The organism is Clostridium gelidum (assembly GCF_019977655.1).
Taxonomy (GTDB): Bacteria; Bacillota; Clostridia; order Clostridiales; family Clostridiaceae; genus Clostridium; species Clostridium gelidum.
The window spans coordinates 1,690,104-1,707,186 of the sequence record NZ_AP024849.1 but is presented as its reverse complement, the minus strand read 5'-3'; the positions used below and the strand labels follow the sequence as shown (position 1 = coordinate 1,707,186).

At 26.8% G+C, this 17,083-nt stretch carries 16 protein-coding genes and 1 riboswitch; of the genes, 3 read left to right on the top strand and 13 right to left on the bottom strand.

Translation table 11 applies throughout. From position 1 onward, the window contains the following. Positions 1-2 precede the first annotated feature (2 nt). The 7 genes from psyc5s11_RS07545 to psyc5s11_RS07515 all read right to left on the bottom strand — a co-directional run bounded on the left by psyc5s11_RS07545 (position 3) and on the right by psyc5s11_RS07515 (position 6,282). Entirely contained in the window at positions 3-746 is a 744-nt protein-coding gene (locus psyc5s11_RS07545; protein ID WP_224036998.1) for an ABC transporter permease, read from the bottom strand. Then, a complete protein-coding gene (locus psyc5s11_RS07540; RefSeq protein WP_224036997.1) occupies positions 743-1,495 on the bottom strand; it encodes an ABC transporter ATP-binding protein in 753 nt (250 codons plus the stop codon). Before psyc5s11_RS07540 ends, psyc5s11_RS07545 begins: the two co-directional genes overlap by 4 nt. 130 nt (positions 1,496-1,625) lie before the next feature. Further along, a complete protein-coding gene (tenA, locus tag psyc5s11_RS07535; protein ID WP_224036996.1) occupies positions 1,626-2,285 on the bottom strand; it encodes a thiaminase II in 660 nt (219 codons plus the stop codon). Between the two features lie 194 nt (positions 2,286-2,479). Continuing rightward, a riboswitch (TPP riboswitch) is annotated at positions 2,480-2,580 on the bottom strand. A gap of 44 nt (positions 2,581-2,624) precedes the next feature. Continuing rightward, entirely contained in the window at positions 2,625-2,942 is a 318-nt protein-coding gene (locus tag psyc5s11_RS07530) for a hypothetical protein (RefSeq protein ID WP_224036995.1), read from the bottom strand. A 56-nt stretch (positions 2,943-2,998) separates the two neighbouring features. Continuing rightward, on the bottom strand, positions 2,999-3,973 hold the full coding sequence (locus psyc5s11_RS07525) for a CPBP family intramembrane glutamic endopeptidase (protein WP_224036994.1): 975 nt from the start codon (positions 3,971-3,973) through the stop codon (positions 2,999-3,001). A 290-nt stretch (positions 3,974-4,263) separates the two neighbouring features. Continuing rightward, on the bottom strand, positions 4,264-5,562 hold the full coding sequence (locus psyc5s11_RS07520; protein WP_224036993.1) for a sensor histidine kinase: 1,299 nt from the start codon (positions 5,560-5,562) through the stop codon (positions 4,264-4,266). A gap of 12 nt (positions 5,563-5,574) precedes the next feature. Beyond that, positions 5,575-6,282 (bottom strand): LytR/AlgR family response regulator transcription factor, encoded by a 708-nt coding sequence (locus tag psyc5s11_RS07515; protein ID WP_224036992.1) that lies wholly within the window; start codon positions 6,280-6,282, stop codon positions 5,575-5,577. Between the two features lie 131 nt (positions 6,283-6,413). On the opposite strand from psyc5s11_RS07515, the gene psyc5s11_RS07510 reads away from it, so the two are divergent. Next, positions 6,414-6,494, top strand: a complete 81-nt coding sequence (locus psyc5s11_RS07510; protein ID WP_224038147.1) for a helix-turn-helix domain-containing protein — start codon at positions 6,414-6,416, stop codon at positions 6,492-6,494. 103 nt (positions 6,495-6,597) lie between these two features. On the opposite strand, the gene psyc5s11_RS07505 is transcribed toward psyc5s11_RS07510, so the two are convergent. The 6 genes from psyc5s11_RS07505 to psyc5s11_RS07480 form a co-directional block, all read right to left on the bottom strand. Then, positions 6,598-8,397: a dynamin family protein gene (locus tag psyc5s11_RS07505; RefSeq protein ID WP_224036991.1), complete on the bottom strand. Its 1,800-nt coding sequence runs from the start codon at positions 8,395-8,397 to the stop codon at positions 6,598-6,600. 23 nt (positions 8,398-8,420) lie between these two features. Beyond that, entirely contained in the window at positions 8,421-10,184 is a 1,764-nt protein-coding gene (locus tag psyc5s11_RS07500) for a dynamin family protein (RefSeq protein WP_224036990.1), read from the bottom strand. A gap of 6 nt (positions 10,185-10,190) precedes the next feature. Then, a complete protein-coding gene (locus psyc5s11_RS07495) occupies positions 10,191-10,880 on the bottom strand; it encodes a hypothetical protein (protein WP_224036989.1) in 690 nt (229 codons plus the stop codon). Positions 10,881-10,991: 111 nt separating this feature from the next. Further along, complete coding sequence (locus psyc5s11_RS07490) at positions 10,992-13,511, bottom strand: dynamin family protein (RefSeq protein WP_224036988.1); 2,520 nt, start codon at positions 13,509-13,511, stop codon at positions 10,992-10,994. 221 nt (positions 13,512-13,732) lie between these two features. Next, positions 13,733-15,175, bottom strand: coding sequence for an esterase/lipase family protein (locus tag psyc5s11_RS07485; RefSeq protein ID WP_224036987.1), 1,443 nt, complete (start codon positions 15,173-15,175; stop codon positions 13,733-13,735). A 226-nt stretch (positions 15,176-15,401) separates the two neighbouring features. After that, positions 15,402-16,019, bottom strand: coding sequence for a hypothetical protein (locus psyc5s11_RS07480; protein ID WP_224036986.1), 618 nt, complete (start codon positions 16,017-16,019; stop codon positions 15,402-15,404). Between the two features lie 116 nt (positions 16,020-16,135). On the opposite strand from psyc5s11_RS07480, the gene psyc5s11_RS07475 reads away from it, so the two are divergent. Beyond that, on the top strand, positions 16,136-16,564 hold the full coding sequence (locus psyc5s11_RS07475) for a histidine kinase N-terminal 7TM domain-containing protein (protein WP_311196443.1): 429 nt from the start codon (positions 16,136-16,138) through the stop codon (positions 16,562-16,564). A 123-nt stretch (positions 16,565-16,687) separates the two neighbouring features. Further along, a complete protein-coding gene (locus tag psyc5s11_RS07470) occupies positions 16,688-16,996 on the top strand; it encodes a sensor histidine kinase (protein ID WP_224036985.1) in 309 nt (102 codons plus the stop codon). Positions 16,997-17,083: the final 87 nt, after the last annotated feature.

Sequence of the window (17,083 nt, the reverse complement as noted above, 5' to 3'; positions counted from 1 at the left end):
AATTAAATCTCCTTCCTCCAAGTAATTACTTTTTTCTCAATTATATTTACAATTGCAACTACAATCATAGCTGCAGCTGAAAGTAGCACAATAGGTGCAAATACTCCTGCTCCATCTAACTGACTCATCATTCTTTTACTAAAATACCCTAGTCCGCTTTGTGCACCAAGCCATTCGGCTATTGCTGCACCAATTATACTAAGTGGTATTGCCATTTTTATTGCCGAAAAAAAATACGGCAAGCTTGTTGGAATCTTAAGTTTTATGAAAATGTCCTTTTTACTTGCACCATAAGTTATTAAAAGCTCTTCCATTTCTCTTTTTGTAGATTTAAATCCATCATAAACTGTTATAGTTATTGGGAAAAATGTTATTAATATTGTTACCAAAACCTTACTCCATATACTATATCCAAACCAAAGTACAAAAAGAGGTGCAATAGCTGTTGTTGGTATAGTCTGAGAAGCTATTATAATTGGATATAACGCATTTTCTATTTTCTCATTCATGTCCATTAAAACAGCAAGACCTAAGCCAAAAATAATAGAAATAATTAATCCAAGTCCAGTTACTCCCATTGTTGCTGGCAAATGTACTGTAAATAAAGGTTCTCTAAGCTCCCATAATTTCACTAAAATTTGTGTTGGTGACGGTAATATGTAGTGAGCATTTATTATCATAGCAATGATTTGCCAAAGCCCTAGTAATACTATCATTAATATTATTGATGGTAAGTTCTTTTTCATATGTTCACCTTCTGTCTAAGTCTGCTTATAAGGCTTTCTTTTAACTCTATTATTTCAGGTTTTTGCATTGAGCTTCTGCTTCTTGGGTATTCAAGTGGTACTTCTATTCTTTCCATATGAGTTATAGGATTATCTTGAATTACAAATATTGATTTTGAGAGAAAAATCGCCTCTTCAACATCATGGGTTATAAATAATATTGTCTTATTAAAATGCTTCCATTCTTCTAAAAGCCATTCTTGCATTAAAATTCTCGTAAGAGAATCTAATGCACTAAAAGGTTCATCTAAAAGTAATAATTCAGATCCAGTTAAAAGTGTTCTTGCAAAAGATACCCTTTGTCTCATACCTCCAGATAACTCCTTTGGAAACTTATCCTTATAATCAGAAAGCCCAACTTCCTTCAGTATCTCAAGTACTCTATTTTCTCTATCACTTTTTTTTATTTTCTGTATTTCCATTGGAAGCGAAAGATTATCACCTATTGTTCTCCATGGGAAAAGTAAATCCTTTTGAGGCATATAAGCGCTGTAATTTTTAAGATTTTTTATTGAATCTTCATTTATAAAAATTTCACCGCTTTGCATTTTTTCTAGTCCATTTATCAATCTAAATATAGTACTTTTTCCACAACCACTAGCACCTATAATTGAAACAAATTCACCTTTTTCCACAGAAAATGATAAATCATTTAACATTTCGTAATCATATTCTAGATATTTAAAAGTAACATTCTTAAATTCAAGCATTGTTATCATCTCCCCTTTAAATCAGTTAACAGTTATCAATTAACAATTAACAGTTGAGGCTAAAAACCTCAGGTTTTCTAAATAATATATTAAAATCCTAAAAGGATTTTATCCTTCATAAAAAAATTGATCATTTATTATTGTTGTATGCCATATCCCAAAACATGTATTCATAGCGACTACAGTTTATAAATATTGTTTTAAGATTTTCAATTTCCTCTTTTGAGCAATTTTCTCCAAGTTTATCAACAAGGTTTATTATATTGTTATTTGCTATATTATATTCCTTTGAAATATATCCTCTTACCCATTCACCGTAAAATTCATGTTCAGTTGAGTCAGGTATTTCACTAATTTTATCTGCTATCAATTTATAACTCCAACTACATGATAAAACAGTTACGGTTAGCTCTAATAATCCTTCATTTTGAGAAACCCAAAGCATGTAATTTGTGTATGATGTATTTGATAATGAAGATTTTGCATTTGCAATTTCTTCATGTGATATATTAAGTCTTTTCATATAATCTTTATGTATATTAGTTTCGCTGTTTAATGTTGAATTCACAAGTTCTGCAAAGATTCTCATTGTATACTCATCTTTTGCCTTAACAACTCCAAGAGCAAAAATTTTTGCATATTCTAAAAGATATAAATAATCTTGAACCATATAATATTTGAATTTTTCTATTTCTAATTCACCTGTTCCAATGCCTTTCACAAATGGATGCTCATAGTACGAATCCCAAATGTTCTTTGCACTTAAATACAAAATTTCTGATAACTTCATTTTTTAACACCCCCTAAGTTATTAATATTTATATCTATAAAAAATAACAATCAAAGATACTCTAAATATTTTTCAAACATTCCCTATACTAACCTATAATTATTTTTTCACACAAAAAAAGCCTCCCATCACAAAGATAGAAAGCTTGAACTATTTCTTATATAAATTCACCATTTTTCAACGTAAAATTAGTATAATAGACAAACTCACTTCCCTGCGTTGGTTCTAACCACATCAGGTTCAAAGGGTTAAGCAAATGCTCTCTCAGCTTTTCAAGGCACCCCTAGGAATAATTTCACTTAAATTATATAATACTATCAAACTAATGTAAATGTATTTTTATTGCGATTTAATATGTACTCTAACGTCCGAAACAATTCTTTCACTAAGACATGTACTTATTCCAAAAAATATTCCAGCTACTACGGAATTGAGTATCTTAGGAATATGGTCACACCTGAGATACTCACTACATATAATTCCAAGGCTAAAGATAATTCCAATACTAAAGATAATAAACGATAAAATATATGCTTTCCATTTTTTATTTATATTTAATATAGAATTCATTCTATTTGCAATTCTATATTTTCCATCTATTTTAAGGTATAAAAAAATACTCATCATTGCTATTGTGATTGGGATTTTGCTATACACTTAATCAACTCCTTTTTATATTTAGACATGTTTCTACAAATCGGTTGTTTTACCATTTAAGAAATACTAGTAATACCACTTACTACCATATACAAATCATAAGCAATTATTATAATTACTGTAATAGAAGTAACAAATCTTAACATGATCCCCTTTTCCATTCTATTATTTTGTAACCATCCCTTAATATTATTTTTATTACGAATAAAAGTAATTAATAATATGATTACAGAAATACCTGCAATACTACCATAAATGATATTTCCTACATTTTCACTTAGATGAGAAGTAATTTGTGATAATATTTCAACAAAAGTATTGTTACATATATGCAATATAATGGTTAATTTAATTGAATATTCTGTAGCTAAATATCCTAATATAATTCCAACTGCTGTTGCCATAAATATTTGATAAAAGTTGCCATGCATTAATCCGAATAATATTGCTGAAACTAATATAGCAAACCATCTTCCATATTTCTCAAGTCCTCTAAGAACTGCTCCTCTATAAAGAAATTCCTCAAATATTGGTGCTATTATACATGTATATATAATCATTGATATTGTTGGTTGATTTAAGACATCTAAGTCTTCCAAAGCAGAAATAGCACTCAGTCCAATTGCATTAAGTCCAAGTTCTAATCCATTAGCAAATAATCCCAACATATTGTTTACTGATAATAAAATAATAAAACCTATTGTTACGGTCTTTAACGTAAATTTTCTATTTTCTACCTTTAAATCATATTCAACAAATTTCTTTCTTCTATAAATTAAAACTGGAATAAATGCAATCACAACTGCAATAATACTTATTGTTCCTAAAAAGCTAGGTTCCTCAACTAGTAGCTTTAATTGATCCTCACTTATATTGGGATCTCTCACCATTTTCATTATCATAATGCCTATCATAACTATAAAAACAACTCCATTAGAAATTAATCCTTGCACTATTAGTGTAATTCCAAGCATATTAAAATCTTTCTTAATTAATTTTTTAATGACTTTAGATTCATTAATATCATTCATTTATTTCACTCCTATGTTCTTTATTTACTGTTATATTTAGTTTATTATCACTAAGATAAGTAAGTAATAAAACATTGTCTTTTTCTTTCTTCTTCCTAATTTCATTTTACTCTGATAAAAAATTTCCATGTTAACTTATGACGTAGATGGTATTAATTATGGAGTGAAATGCAAATTACAGCCTAATATATAAATAAGTTCAACTAAATTTAGTTGAACTTGTCCTCTCAACTGGACCTCGTATTAAGACAAAATAAATTAGAATACTAACTTGCTATTTGGGGAATCTCTTAATTAGTCAAAACAACTTCAAGTTCAAAGGTATCCTGTGTAACCTTAATATCAAAATCTCCATTATATTTTTTAACAGTAGCTCTTATATTCTCTAACCCAAAACCATGATTTTCCTTATCCGGCTTATTTGTTTTTATCTTATTGTCTTTTATTATTAATTGCTCTTTTATTGAATTTGTAAAACTTAAAACAAGAAAATTTCTACTATTTTTAATTTCTATAGATATTCTTCGCATAGAAGTATCTTCAATTTTTATACAAGCCTCAATGGCATTATCTATTGCATTTGCAAATATAGTACACATATGAACGGGTTTAATTAAGCATTTTTCTTGAAAGTTACCGCTTAATTCAAATGAAATATTATTATTTTTCATAATTGCATGTTTTTCATTGATAATTGAATCTGCAATAGAATCGCCTGTATTAAAAACACTATCTAATATAGTAATATTGTCTTGCAAATTTTTCACATAATCATTTAATTCCTTATACTTACCTTGAGCACATAAATCATTAATACATATTAAGTGATTTTTCATATCATGCTTTAGGCTCCTTGTCTCTTTTTGAGAATTTTTATATGATTCAAAATGCTGAAGCTGTGTTTCCATATAGTATTCATTTATTTCATTAATATTTTTATAGTGGATTGCAGACTTACTTTTTATAATAGAAATAGCAGTAGACATATCCATTAATATAGTAATAAAAGTAATTATTATAAAAATAATCTTATCTGTTATTTCATCAAATATAATAGTTTTTTGTAACTCGTCAATTGCTATTAATATTATTAAAGATAGAGTATTTACAGATATTATTGAGATTATATCCCACCTTTTTAGATTAACATAATAATTTTCTTCTATCTTACGTTTAATCATAATTATTATAATAACATCTAATAAAGTACCGAAGTATGTACCTAACTCTTCCGACCAATTAAATATAGTTTGGCTAGCAAACATGCTAAATATCAACGTAATCATGAGTAGTGGAAGTAACATGACGAATGCGGTTGGAACAATATATATTATCTTTTTTAATCCTTTAATCCCATAACATAAAAAAATAATTATTATAGAAAATATAACCAATGAATATAAAGAATTTTCTCCATTAAAAATCATTCTTTCTATGATAATAAATAAAATTTGACTAAAAGCACACCCTATCCATATTCTTTTATTCAAATTAATTTCATGACAAAATAAGAATTTAATTAAATATAACATGGCCATTGTGTCCAGCGTGTAGTTACCAGATTTTAACATAAAGCTTAATACTTCCATTTATACTTTCTCCTATTTTGCAGTCCGCTTAATGTGTAAATATAAGCTTTCCTTAAATTTCTTAATTTTGAGTCTACTGATTAGTATTATTTCATTATTGTCTACTATTACTTCTTTACTATCATATTCCTTTACATAGCTTAAATTCACTAAATATCCTCTATGAGTACGAAAAAATCCCTCGTCCTTCAATTCTGCTTCAATTTCATTTAAATTACGTCTTTCTATATAACAATTATCAATTGTATGAATATGTATTTCTTTATTTTTAGCTTCTATGTATATAATATTTTTAATCTTTAATATGATATCAGTATCTTTTTGATGCACAAGAAGTGTTTTCAAATTTGATATTTGCTTCTTAACACCTTCAATAGCTTCTATTAATTTGTTTTCTTGCACAGGCTTTATTAAAAAACGAAAGGCAGAAACTTCATATCCTGCTGGTGCAAATTCATTGTGACTTGTCAAAAATACTATTGCTACTTCTTCATTTATATTACGTATTCTTTCAGCAGTTTTTATACCATCAAGTTCTTTCATTTCAATATCTAAAAAGATTATGTCATAATTAACCTGTCCATTTTTATAATGCTTCAAAAGTTCCTCTCCACATGAAAAACTACTAATAACAGTTTCTATGTCCTTATAACTTTTTTCTATATATCCTACTATTTTATCTCTAAATAATGCTTCATCATCACATACGGCTATACGCATTGTTTCACTTCCTTTTAGTCACTTTATTTATTCTGTCTCATATCTTCTATTTTCTTTAATATGCTTCAAAATATTTCATACTTTACCTTATTACTTTCCATTTTACTACGTAATACAATTTAAAACAAAAAATGAAAAGGCTTTTCGTTTTTGCAATATGTGATGTTTTAGATTGTCAGCCAGCTGATATTTTAGAATTTGTTCGTAAATAAACAAGTTTCACCAAAAGTAGTTCTCAACAATACTACAATAGCATTATTGAGAACTATTTATTTGAAATCAGATAAAATATTCTTCAATCTATAAATCTTTTTTTTATAAAGATATAAGCAAACATTTATGCAATAAAAACTCTATTTCCTTTTTATATCTAACTAACTGCTCAGAACTTATATTTTCTAATTCCTTTTCATTGACACTAAATTCTTCACTTAGATCATCAAATAAAGATATTATTTCCTCTTTATTAGTTTCTTTTAATTCATCTAAGTATTTTCTTATGGCACCTTCAACATCATTAGCCCAATTATCTATAGCTTCCATTGATATTTCATTTATTTTTGTTTGCCAAGTTAATGAATCATATAAGAAAAATATTGAATCTGTAAAAACATTCAAAGACTCTGTAATTCCTTTTACAGAAGTGGCTTTTATTGTTTTTAACAAGTGATTTAAATTGCTGTTTTTTTCTCCAAGGGATGCTCTTTCAAATGCACTTTTAAGCTTCTTTAAATTTTGGGTATAGACATTGTTCTTTTTTACTTTCCATGGTTTTCTTTTGGCAGCTTTTCTAAACATTTCTCCCATAGCTTGTTTTATAGTGTCTCCAATATGTTTTTCTATAATTCCCTCCATAACTTTAGTATAAGAAGGCGCATTTATTTTCACCTTATTTTCTAATTTAGAAATTTCTATATTTAACACATCATCAATCACTCTATCTAAAGAAATAATTTCATCTTCAATATAATTTAATAAGTTTTCAGTTTCTTCATTTGTAATCTTTGGAACATAATAATGTTGCATTAAAGCAAAAGTTTCTTCTTTCATAGACCATTTGCTTTCATCATTTATGTATTCTGTAATTAATTCTTTAATTTTTATATCAGATTTATCTATTAGCTTTATAGATTTAACTTTGATTTCTGCAAACTTTGTGTCTAAAACTTCTAATATATTTTCTTTTTTATCTAAAAATTCTTTAATTATATTTATTCTTTCTTCTACACTTTCTTTTTCACATTCAATATTTGCAATCTTAGAATTAATCTTTATATCACATTCACCTAATATGAAATCTTGATAATTTTTTAAGGTTTCAGCAAGTTCTTTTCTTTTTTTAGGACCATTAACACTTTCATAAATATAATCCCAAATTTCAGTCGTGTCTGGATTTTTTTCGCTACTACTTTCTATATAAAATGATTTTACATCCTTATGTATACATTCATTAACACTTTTTTGAATTTCACATATTCTCTTGTTATCCTCTTGTAAATCCTTTGGACACATATTTATAGCTAAAACAACTTCCACATTATCATTTATGATTTCTCCAACATATTTTAAAAATTGAAAATCATCATCTCCAAGTCCAACTCTGTAAGAAACAACATATACAATAAAATCACTTTCTGGTATAAAATCCTTTAAAACTTCCTCATGTTCACTTATAAGAGAACCATATCCCGGAGTATCAAAAAGCCTCAAACCATTGTATTTAGTATCTTTACTTACTCCAATATATTTTAATCTATTCAAATTTTCAGTTGGAGTTACTGTAAGATTATCAAACTTATCCTTATCTAAAAATTCAAAACTCGAATCATTATTTACTACAATTAATGACTCTTTTGAGTTGCTATCTATTACAACTTCAGTAATAACACCTGTAGTTGGTTTAACACTTTCAACTAATATCTTTTTACCAAATATGCTGTTAATTAAAGCACTTTTCCCAGAGCTTGTTTCACCTAACATAACAACATAATGAGCTGGATTAATTATTCTCTCTTTTATAAGCAAATTTTTATATGTAATATTATCATTTGCAAGAACATTAACAACTTTATCAATTCTCTTTTGCCTATCTACACAACTTTTAAAAATATCCATTTTATTTCTCCTCTTTTAAATCTCTACTCCGCGCTAATTAGTTCCTTTAAAGTTTTCAAATCTTCTTCAAATTCTAAAATATGTTCTTCATTATAACTAGATTCATATTGGTTTTCTATGATTTCCATATCTTCTTTAAAAGTTTTTTCTAATTTCATTTTTAATTCTTTTATAGAATCATCTACCTCTTGCCCTTTTGCTCTTAAATCATCAATAATTTCTTCCTTTAAGTACTTTTCTAAATCTTCTATCATTGGATCTAAATCCTTTATAGTATAACTAGCTCTATTCTCAACTATCTTTTTGCGCATATGATCTCCTATTAGAGAAAATGCTAGGCTTATTCCCATACCTACAAGAATCCCTGCTGGCCCTCCAAGTATCCCTACCGCTCCAATTGTTCCAACGACTCCAGTTGATACTCCTAGTACTGTAGGAAGTGACTTTTCATATTTAATTGAACTCTTCCTATTAAAAAATGATATATTTTCATAAGTTCCATTAAAACCTTTTATAGTAATGTCTTCTAATGCACCACTAAGATTTTTTATAAGCTCACTAATACTCGCTAAAACTTCATCCATTATATTATTAATTGCTTTATCAGATGTTTCTTTATATATTAAACTAAGCCTATTACCGTCTACTATTCCCTTATTAATAATTCTCCTAAGTTCTAATTTTAAATCCTCAATATTTTCTTTTATTATTTTTGAAGAATTTTCAATAATATTCTCCATTTCTTCATCTGCATAAGCTCTACAATTTCTTATTTTTCCCTTATTTTCAAAAAGTATCATTTTAATTTCTTTGATTTTTTCTTCTTTTTCCAAGTCATTTTGTTCGTTTTTATTTGAAGCTACGCTTTTATAAATCTCTATTTTATTATTAATATTTTCTAAAGCTTCATAAACCTTTTGGTTTAGCGTATTAATTAACTCTATGTTGTAGTCTTTTGAAATGTTCTTTATCTCTTCTATAACCTTAACTATTCCAGAGTTGTCATATAAATTTACATCCTTAGTAAATTTAGCTTTAACTGCTTCATAAACATTTACAATATTAATGTTGATATCCTTTTCCTCATTATGAGCATAACTTATGCTACTTAATACACCTTCATTATGTTCTTTCGCTTCAGCTGCATCATCTTCGCTTTCATCATTCCACTTATTTTGAACAAAAATAGTATTAGATAACTTTGGCCATAAGGCATTTATGAAATTTTTTTCTGTTCTTGTAATCGGAGGATTTGTTCTAATCATAAAAATTCCAGCGACTTGCTTTTTTACATATTCTAATGTAGTTCTTTGATTCTCAGGAGTTAAACTTCCAACTCCGGGTAAATCTACAAGGACAATATTATCTTTTAAAACATCACTTTTGTTATATAATACTATTTTAAAAACCTGAAGATTATTTGCTTTATTATAATCATTATGTACATACTTTTCTAAGTTTTCTATATGTATATTTTCTTTATTTCCATTTAAATAATATATTGTAGCTTCATTGGTATTTTCTCCATACCTAACTTCAACTGGTACACAAGTTGTTTCATCCACATCAGTAGGTAATATATTATCTTCCATTAAAATAGAATTCAAAAAGCTACTTTTACCTGCTCCTTGAATACCTAATACCGGAACAATTATTTCTTTCTTATTTAAATTTTCAATAAAGTGATTAAAGTACTCCTTGTAATCTGTCCCTTGGTTCTCAGACTTAAGATACTTTTCTACTAACTTATTAAATTTTTCATCTTGTATTAAATCCATATATGCCATGATATTTTATCTCCTTTTTCCAAAAATCCTAGTAAATAGAGATTTATTTCCCCATTTTACTTCCTCTTGTATAATTTCCATATTAATGCTAAGTTCATCTTGTAAACTATTTATAAGCTCTACTAATGCACCCTTATCTTCTAGCTTATTATTAATAATCCTTATTTTATCTAAAAGAACCTTGTTATTATTCTCAAAGTTATCTTCCATAGACTTTTCCAATAATGCTGACTTCTCTTCAATAGATTTCTCTATTAATTCTACCTTTTCTTCAATCTTATCTACATTGATATCGTCTATTTTATTTAAAATAGCTTCTTTATTAAGTGCTGCATCCTTCACTACTTTTAACCCTAAAATAGCTAATCTTTCTTCTATTGATTCAAAAAGTACCTTATTTTGTTCCTTTACCATATTACTAATAGCTATTTCTATAGTACCCTCAATAGATTTTGTTATTTTCAATATACTATTATTTAAATCTTCAATCTTTTCCTCAAAATCGTCTTCTTGAAATTCTTGAAAATTTCCTTTTAAATCATTGATTTTCTTTTCAAGGGGTTTTAACTTTTCTATTATATCTTCTGACATATTACTAGATACTTTTGAAATTGAATTTATCATATCCTCTTGAATTTCACTCATTATATTTTTTGTAACTTCATCACTTTGAATTAAAATCGATTTATTTTCCATGGTTATACTCCTTTTTTTCAGTTAACAGTTAACAATGAACAGTTAACAATTGTGGTACAATTTCCGTTGGAAATTGAATTGATTTATATATAAATACCCCGGCATTTCAATCTATATCGTATCATGTTCCTTATTTAAAAAATAGCTTAAAATCTCCTCTAGAGTTTCTTTTTCCTCTTCACCTCTAGATAATGGATTTCCAAATAATATTTCTTTTATATCTCTATAGTCACTTATTATAAATTTATCCTTTTCTTGCCCTTCTATTAATGCCATATTGTATATTGGATTTTTAGAATTAATTAATATATACCCATCTTTAGAATTATTAAATTTATTTATAATACTATTTTTTAAACTATGAACTTCCATTAAAAGTTCCTTTATGTTATTAGAATTTATAAATACCTTCCATGAGTCTATAACTAAATTTATCATCAAATTATTATTTGTTATAAAATAATTTAAACTCCTGCTCTCTAATATTAGCTTTTTAGAATTTCCTATTTGAATTCCATTAAATACAATAAACATATTATAAGATTTGTCTTTTATTTTCTTTAAAGCTGAATAAAATCCAAGTGTATTTTTACATAGGTCATAAACAATTACTATTTTATCAAAGCTATATATGCCCTCTTGTTTTATGACTTCACATTGCTGCTGACTTAGATGTATGCCCAAAACTCTTGAAACAAATTCCGCGCATGAATCTATATCCCATATCCAAAAAATTTCTTTAGTTTCTTCCTTTATTTTTTCTATACTTCTCTCTTTTATATAATTCCATAATAACAAATAATTTTTTTCAAATATTTGTGTGCTTAACTTATAAATATTATATTGTACCTTGGGAATCGAATAAGAAATACTTTCTGGTGCTTCATATTTTTCACCATCTATTGTCGTCTCTAATTTATTTTCTTCATAAGCTTTTAACTTTATAAGTTTATCTATAAAGCTTTTTAAATTCTTATTAGCATCTTCTATATCATAAAGCTCAATATTTTGCTTCTTCTTTTCTTCATATTCCTCTGCCCTTTTACCTACTTCCTCGTAAAAAACATTTATGGCTTTATTATACTCCGTACTCCACTCTTTTAGTATATTCAAATATTCTATATTATTTTGATTACATACCTCTTGAGCTATATCTATAGTAGCCTCTTTATCCACTACTTTTTCATCATATTCGACTTCCGTGTAACCCCATTCCCTATCAAATATATTAGAAAATAGTCTCTTACCCTTATTTAATACGCCTTCTTTTTTAAATAGTATTGTTTTTTCTTCATATTTATGTTTAACATCTAAATTCTTACTTTCAATGCCTTGAAGAAAATACTCAAATCCTGTATCTAAATTAAGCTTTTCATATATTTCATTCTTTCTCTTTTCGCATTCTTTAACTATATTTAAAATATCACTTTCAATATATAAATTTTTATTATTTATTCTATCTACTATATCTAAATAGCTTTGTAATTCCTCTGAAGATGAATTTCTAATCTCAAATATTGTATCTGAAATCACTGCTTCAATTTCTTTGATTTTTAATAATATCTTTTCCTGTGCATTTTGAAATTCTTCTGCAAACCCATTAATATCTCTAACCTTTACATTTTTTAATGCTTCTATTGTATCTACATCATTTCCATTTATAATTTCTTTATCTGTCGTAATTATCTGATTAATTCTTTCTTCAAGACTTCCTGATCTCTTTTCATTAATCCTTGGAGTAATGCTATTCACACAAGTTTCTATAGCTCTAATAAAATCTTGAATATTAGAACTTTCATATAATTCTTTATCTTTATTTATAATTCCCTTTAACCCATTAAGTGCTGATATTTGAATAACTTCAAAGGATTCACTCTTTTTAGTCCCTTGCATTAAAAGATTTTCAGCCCTTTTTTTATGCTTCTTTAAAATAATAGATTTATCTTCTTCAACTATTCCGTTTCTTCCAAGTTTTTCTTCTATTGAATCTATCATATTTTGTACCAAAATTATCTGTTTTTCTTTTTCATCCACAATTTTGATTTTTTCTACATTGGCTTCATCACTAGTCGCCTTAACTGTAGTCAAAAATATGCAAATATCTATTGTTGGAAGCAATATTTCTAAAGTCAATTTTTCATGATTATCCAAATTCCATGCATCGAGTCCTGGACTATCTATTATATGTATATTTTCATCTAATAAAAAATAAGGTGTTTTAATATCAATTTGAGTAACATTCAATCTATTATTAGGATTTTTACTTTCATCTGCATATTGTCTTATAATTTCCTCATTTAAATTACTACCTTCTAATATTTGTGATTTTTTATCTTTAAAATAAATAGTAGCTTGTCTATTTTCTCCCTTACATGCAGTAATTATAATGCTAGAACTTGGTCTTATAGCCATAGGCAAAATCTTTTCACCTAAAAGCGCATTTACTAAAGTTGATTTCCCACTACTTGTTATTCCCATAATAGCAACTCTTATTATATTGTCCTTAAATATGTTTTTTCTATCTTCAAACCATTCCAAATCTTTATTATATCGTTTTATTCTATAATCATTTTTTCCTAAAACTTTTTTTATTTCATTAATCGTATCTAATATATAATTACCCTTTTTCATAAGCTTCTCCATATTAACATTAATTTATTATTATCACTCTAAAAATACTAACTTACGCCTATACCTTAACTATTTATATATTAACACAACTGCTCCTATTTATCTAAATAAATACTAACTAATTCCAAAAAAAACGCACCAATCCTCACATTAACTGCACCATATTCATTAGTCAAGGTGCAGTTCATCGTATCACTAGTGCATTACTATGAAAATAAATATTAATATCCTTTTTCTTTAAGCTCAGACGCAATTTCCACATATTTTTCAATTACGTCAAACGCTTTGTAATCATCTCTCCTTAAGTCTATAATATCACCATGAGAAATGCCCCGATAATGCTTATTTTCAAGTATACCTCTAAATTCTCCCCATTTTGCAGAATCAACGGAAACTAAACCATCATTATCTCCTTCTGTTAGTTTTACTAAAATATAAGGAATGGTCAATATATAATCACTAAATAAATTTCTCATTACAGTTGCATAACTTTGATAATAAACCCCTACTACATCTTTAACTTTTTCATTGAATTTCTTACTATTATGAGTTGAAAATTGCCTAGTTGCAGTATAGAAATCTGGGTTTTTATCACCAATCAATTTGAAATATTTATTAAAAGCTTTTGCAATACCTTTATAAATCACATCAGGTATATGGCAAGCAATATCAACAAACTTTACACCGTTATGTGGTGATGACATCATTGTAATCGATGCAACATAATCCCCCATTTCTAGTTCACTAACCATATATCGTGCATCTAAGCCACCTTTAGAATGTGCAATAATATTAACTTTTTCACACCCTGTTTCTCTAACAACGTCAAGAATCTTCTCTTTAATATCCTTTGCATTATATTCTACAGTTCCAAAGGCTTCTTGATTACCATAATAAACAGTTGCACCTTGCCTAATCAGTTCTTTAGGAATTCTTCCCCAATAGTTAATATATTTGAAATCCCTAAACCCTACACCATGAATTAAAACAAATGGATATTTTGTTTTGCATATTTCTGAATCAACCCGTGTCTTTTCGATATTAATTTTATAACATTCATGCTCATACTCATCTTTTGCAAGATTGCATGCATATATCATTATAAAAATATTCAAAATTGGAATAAACACCATCCATGCGACTATTATTCTCTTTATAATATTAAGTCTTCTTGAAGTACATATAATACGCAACATTCCATTTACAATAAGTGTAAGAATAAATAATATAGTAATAATAATATCTGCTATGTATATCTTATTTGAAATTTCAAAACTTTGTATAAAACTACTATAAACATAACTGCAAATTATACTTTGAATAAATACTGTATATAATCCACAAAAAACAAGGCGTCTCCCACCTAATAATATTCTTAACCTATGATTAACTATTTGCTTTTTAGACTGTGGAAAAAAATTAATTTTACCCCATATGTAAGAAATAAATATTATAGCTTCGAATATAATTACACCTTGCCATAATTGTGATATCTTATTCTGTGTTGCATACTGATTAAAAAAATATGTTATCAAAAAAATATGTGGCACAACAATTAAAAATAAGCTCATGATACCTTTATGCATTAAATCTATTTTCTTTCTGACATCTAAATATATACATCCAAATACTGCAATCCCTATAAACAAACAAACTATAAACATATCCTACCCCCTAGTATTATAAAACACTATTATTATCTTACTTTTTCTATACAAATCAATTTATGGAATATAAAACTATTATATGTAATTTAATACTATCATAATTTTTAATGATCATAAAGAAATAATTCCAATTAGATGAAATTCTTAATCATTTAAAATAAAATGCATATAATCCCGCTTATTTCTAGGAATTATATGCATAACTACATTTTTCTTTAAATATTTATACTTTAGTCACTTTCTTAACCTTAAATTTATCATTTACACTTATAACTTTAATTTGCAAGTTGTTAAGTAATTTTGATAAACTCTTTATCTGATTAATATATTTTATATCATTCTTTTTAACTAGTTTTATTACCATTTTAATTATATCTGATTTTTCCTCACTGCTTAATCTAACGCTATTTCCTATATACGATCTATTAATATAAACTAAAGTAGTCCAAATTTGTTCCTCTACTATGTTGTTAATATCCATTAGCACCCATGTAAAATCTTTTCTTCTGGTCTCTGCTGGATATGCCTCTTTAAAAAACTTTATAAAAGTATTTTCTATTTTAGGCTCCTTTACCACTACATATTTTCCAAGTTGAGCTTTCAATTGATTTTGTAAAAACATAATAGTGTTAGGCTTAATCTTATCTGCAATTTTATCAATATTATCATAAATAAAATTATAAGTATCTTGAATTTTCTCAGGATCTATATTTTCTTTTTTAAGTATTTTTGTAATATCTATGTATTCTAGTATATTTTTCTTACAATTCAATTCTTTGTTATATAATTTTTCCCATGTTTCTTCCGCACTTAAATTTTCTAAGCTTATGTTTTCTTCCATATTCACTTCATCCTTTTTCTATTATTTATATTGATTATATTCTATCTTAAATCAGTATTCATTACAAACAATATAAAAAGTACTTCTGTAAAATTAATTTATGTATCTCATTATAAATCCTCCCATCCGATCATTTTATTAATGTCTTATATATATTAAAAGTTTTGAAGTATGATTTAACTCCTGTGGCTTGGGGCATTTCAATTCCTCTCATCATATGGGCATTGTTTAGACACAAACTTTTCGACCTTGTTCCAATTGCACAAACCAGAGTCATTGAAAATTTAAAAGATGGTATTGTTGTAATTGATTTAAAAAATCGTATTGTGGATATTAATACTGCTGCCAAACACATTCTAAAATGTGAAACTATTAAAAATATTGGAACTTATATTTCAGATTTTTTTTATAAATGGCCAGCATTACACAACATGCTAGTTGAAGAAAAAGAATATTTAGAATTTGAACAAATACAAAATGGATTTACATATTATTATGAAGCTCTATGTTTGCCTATACAAAATGAGAAAAAATTTTTATTATGAAAACTCTTAATTATTCGCGATACAACTATAAAGAAGCAAACAGAAGCAGCCCTTTAATGACTTGGACGCCTAACCGTAGTTGCGCAACAAGCACAAAAAGACACACAGGAAATAATTTTAAGTATGCGAGAAGAGATAAAAAATACAAAAAGCTTTTTTGTAGAATTAGCTGATTTGATAAATAACTTTGAAAAAGGTCATGAACTTACTGTCAAAATTGATTATACTGGTATAGAAAATTTTGAAATTTACGACAATAAATTCAATGCAAATATCCTCAATATCATAAAAGAATCACTTAATAATATTGTTAAACATTCTGGTGCTGATACTGTAGAAATAGTGTTTCAAGAAATGCTGAAACAATATAAGCAAGGAGAAATCCCTCTATCTCCTGGCCTTGCAATAAAATTATTGAATGAATTTAAATAATCTGCACATGGAAAACCGCAGTCAAGCCGTTAAATATGCAATAGAGAAAGGCTTTGTTGATTAATTATTTATATTCTCTATTCTCTT

Bases quoted from the DNA above. Each gene is read 5' to 3' on its own strand.
- psyc5s11_RS07485 (WP_224036987.1), bottom strand. From the start codon at position 15,175: ATGTTTATAGTTTGTTTGTTTATAGGGATTGCAGTATTTGGATGTATA.
- psyc5s11_RS07470 (WP_224036985.1), top strand. From the start codon at position 16,688: ATGCGAGAAGAGATAAAAAATACAAAAAGCTTTTTTGTAGAATTAGCT.
- psyc5s11_RS07540 (WP_224036997.1), bottom strand. From the start codon at position 1,495: ATGCTTGAATTTAAGAATGTTACTTTTAAATATCTAGAATATGATTAC.
- psyc5s11_RS07510 (WP_224038147.1), top strand. From the start codon at position 6,414: ATGAAAAGGCTTTTCGTTTTTGCAATATGTGATGTTTTAGATTGTCAG.
- psyc5s11_RS07520 (WP_224036993.1), bottom strand. From the start codon at position 5,562: ATGGAAGTATTAAGCTTTATGTTAAAATCTGGTAACTACACGCTGGAC.
- psyc5s11_RS07480 (WP_224036986.1), bottom strand. From the start codon at position 16,019: ATGGAAGAAAACATAAGCTTAGAAAATTTAAGTGCGGAAGAAACATGG.
- psyc5s11_RS07545 (WP_224036998.1), bottom strand. From the start codon at position 746: ATGAAAAAGAACTTACCATCAATAATATTAATGATAGTATTACTAGGG.
- psyc5s11_RS07500 (WP_224036990.1), bottom strand. From the start codon at position 10,184: ATGGCATATATGGATTTAATACAAGATGAAAAATTTAATAAGTTAGTA.
- psyc5s11_RS07505 (WP_224036991.1), bottom strand. From the start codon at position 8,397: ATGGATATTTTTAAAAGTTGTGTAGATAGGCAAAAGAGAATTGATAAA.
- psyc5s11_RS07490 (WP_224036988.1), bottom strand. From the start codon at position 13,511: ATGAAAAAGGGTAATTATATATTAGATACGATTAATGAAATAAAAAAA.
- psyc5s11_RS07515 (WP_224036992.1), bottom strand. From the start codon at position 6,282: ATGCGTATAGCCGTATGTGATGATGAAGCATTATTTAGAGATAAAATA.
- psyc5s11_RS07495 (WP_224036989.1), bottom strand. From the start codon at position 10,880: ATGGAAAATAAATCGATTTTAATTCAAAGTGATGAAGTTACAAAAAAT.
- psyc5s11_RS07525 (WP_224036994.1), bottom strand. From the start codon at position 3,973: ATGAATGATATTAATGAATCTAAAGTCATTAAAAAATTAATTAAGAAA.
- tenA (WP_224036996.1), bottom strand. From the start codon at position 2,285: ATGAAGTTATCAGAAATTTTGTATTTAAGTGCAAAGAACATTTGGGAT.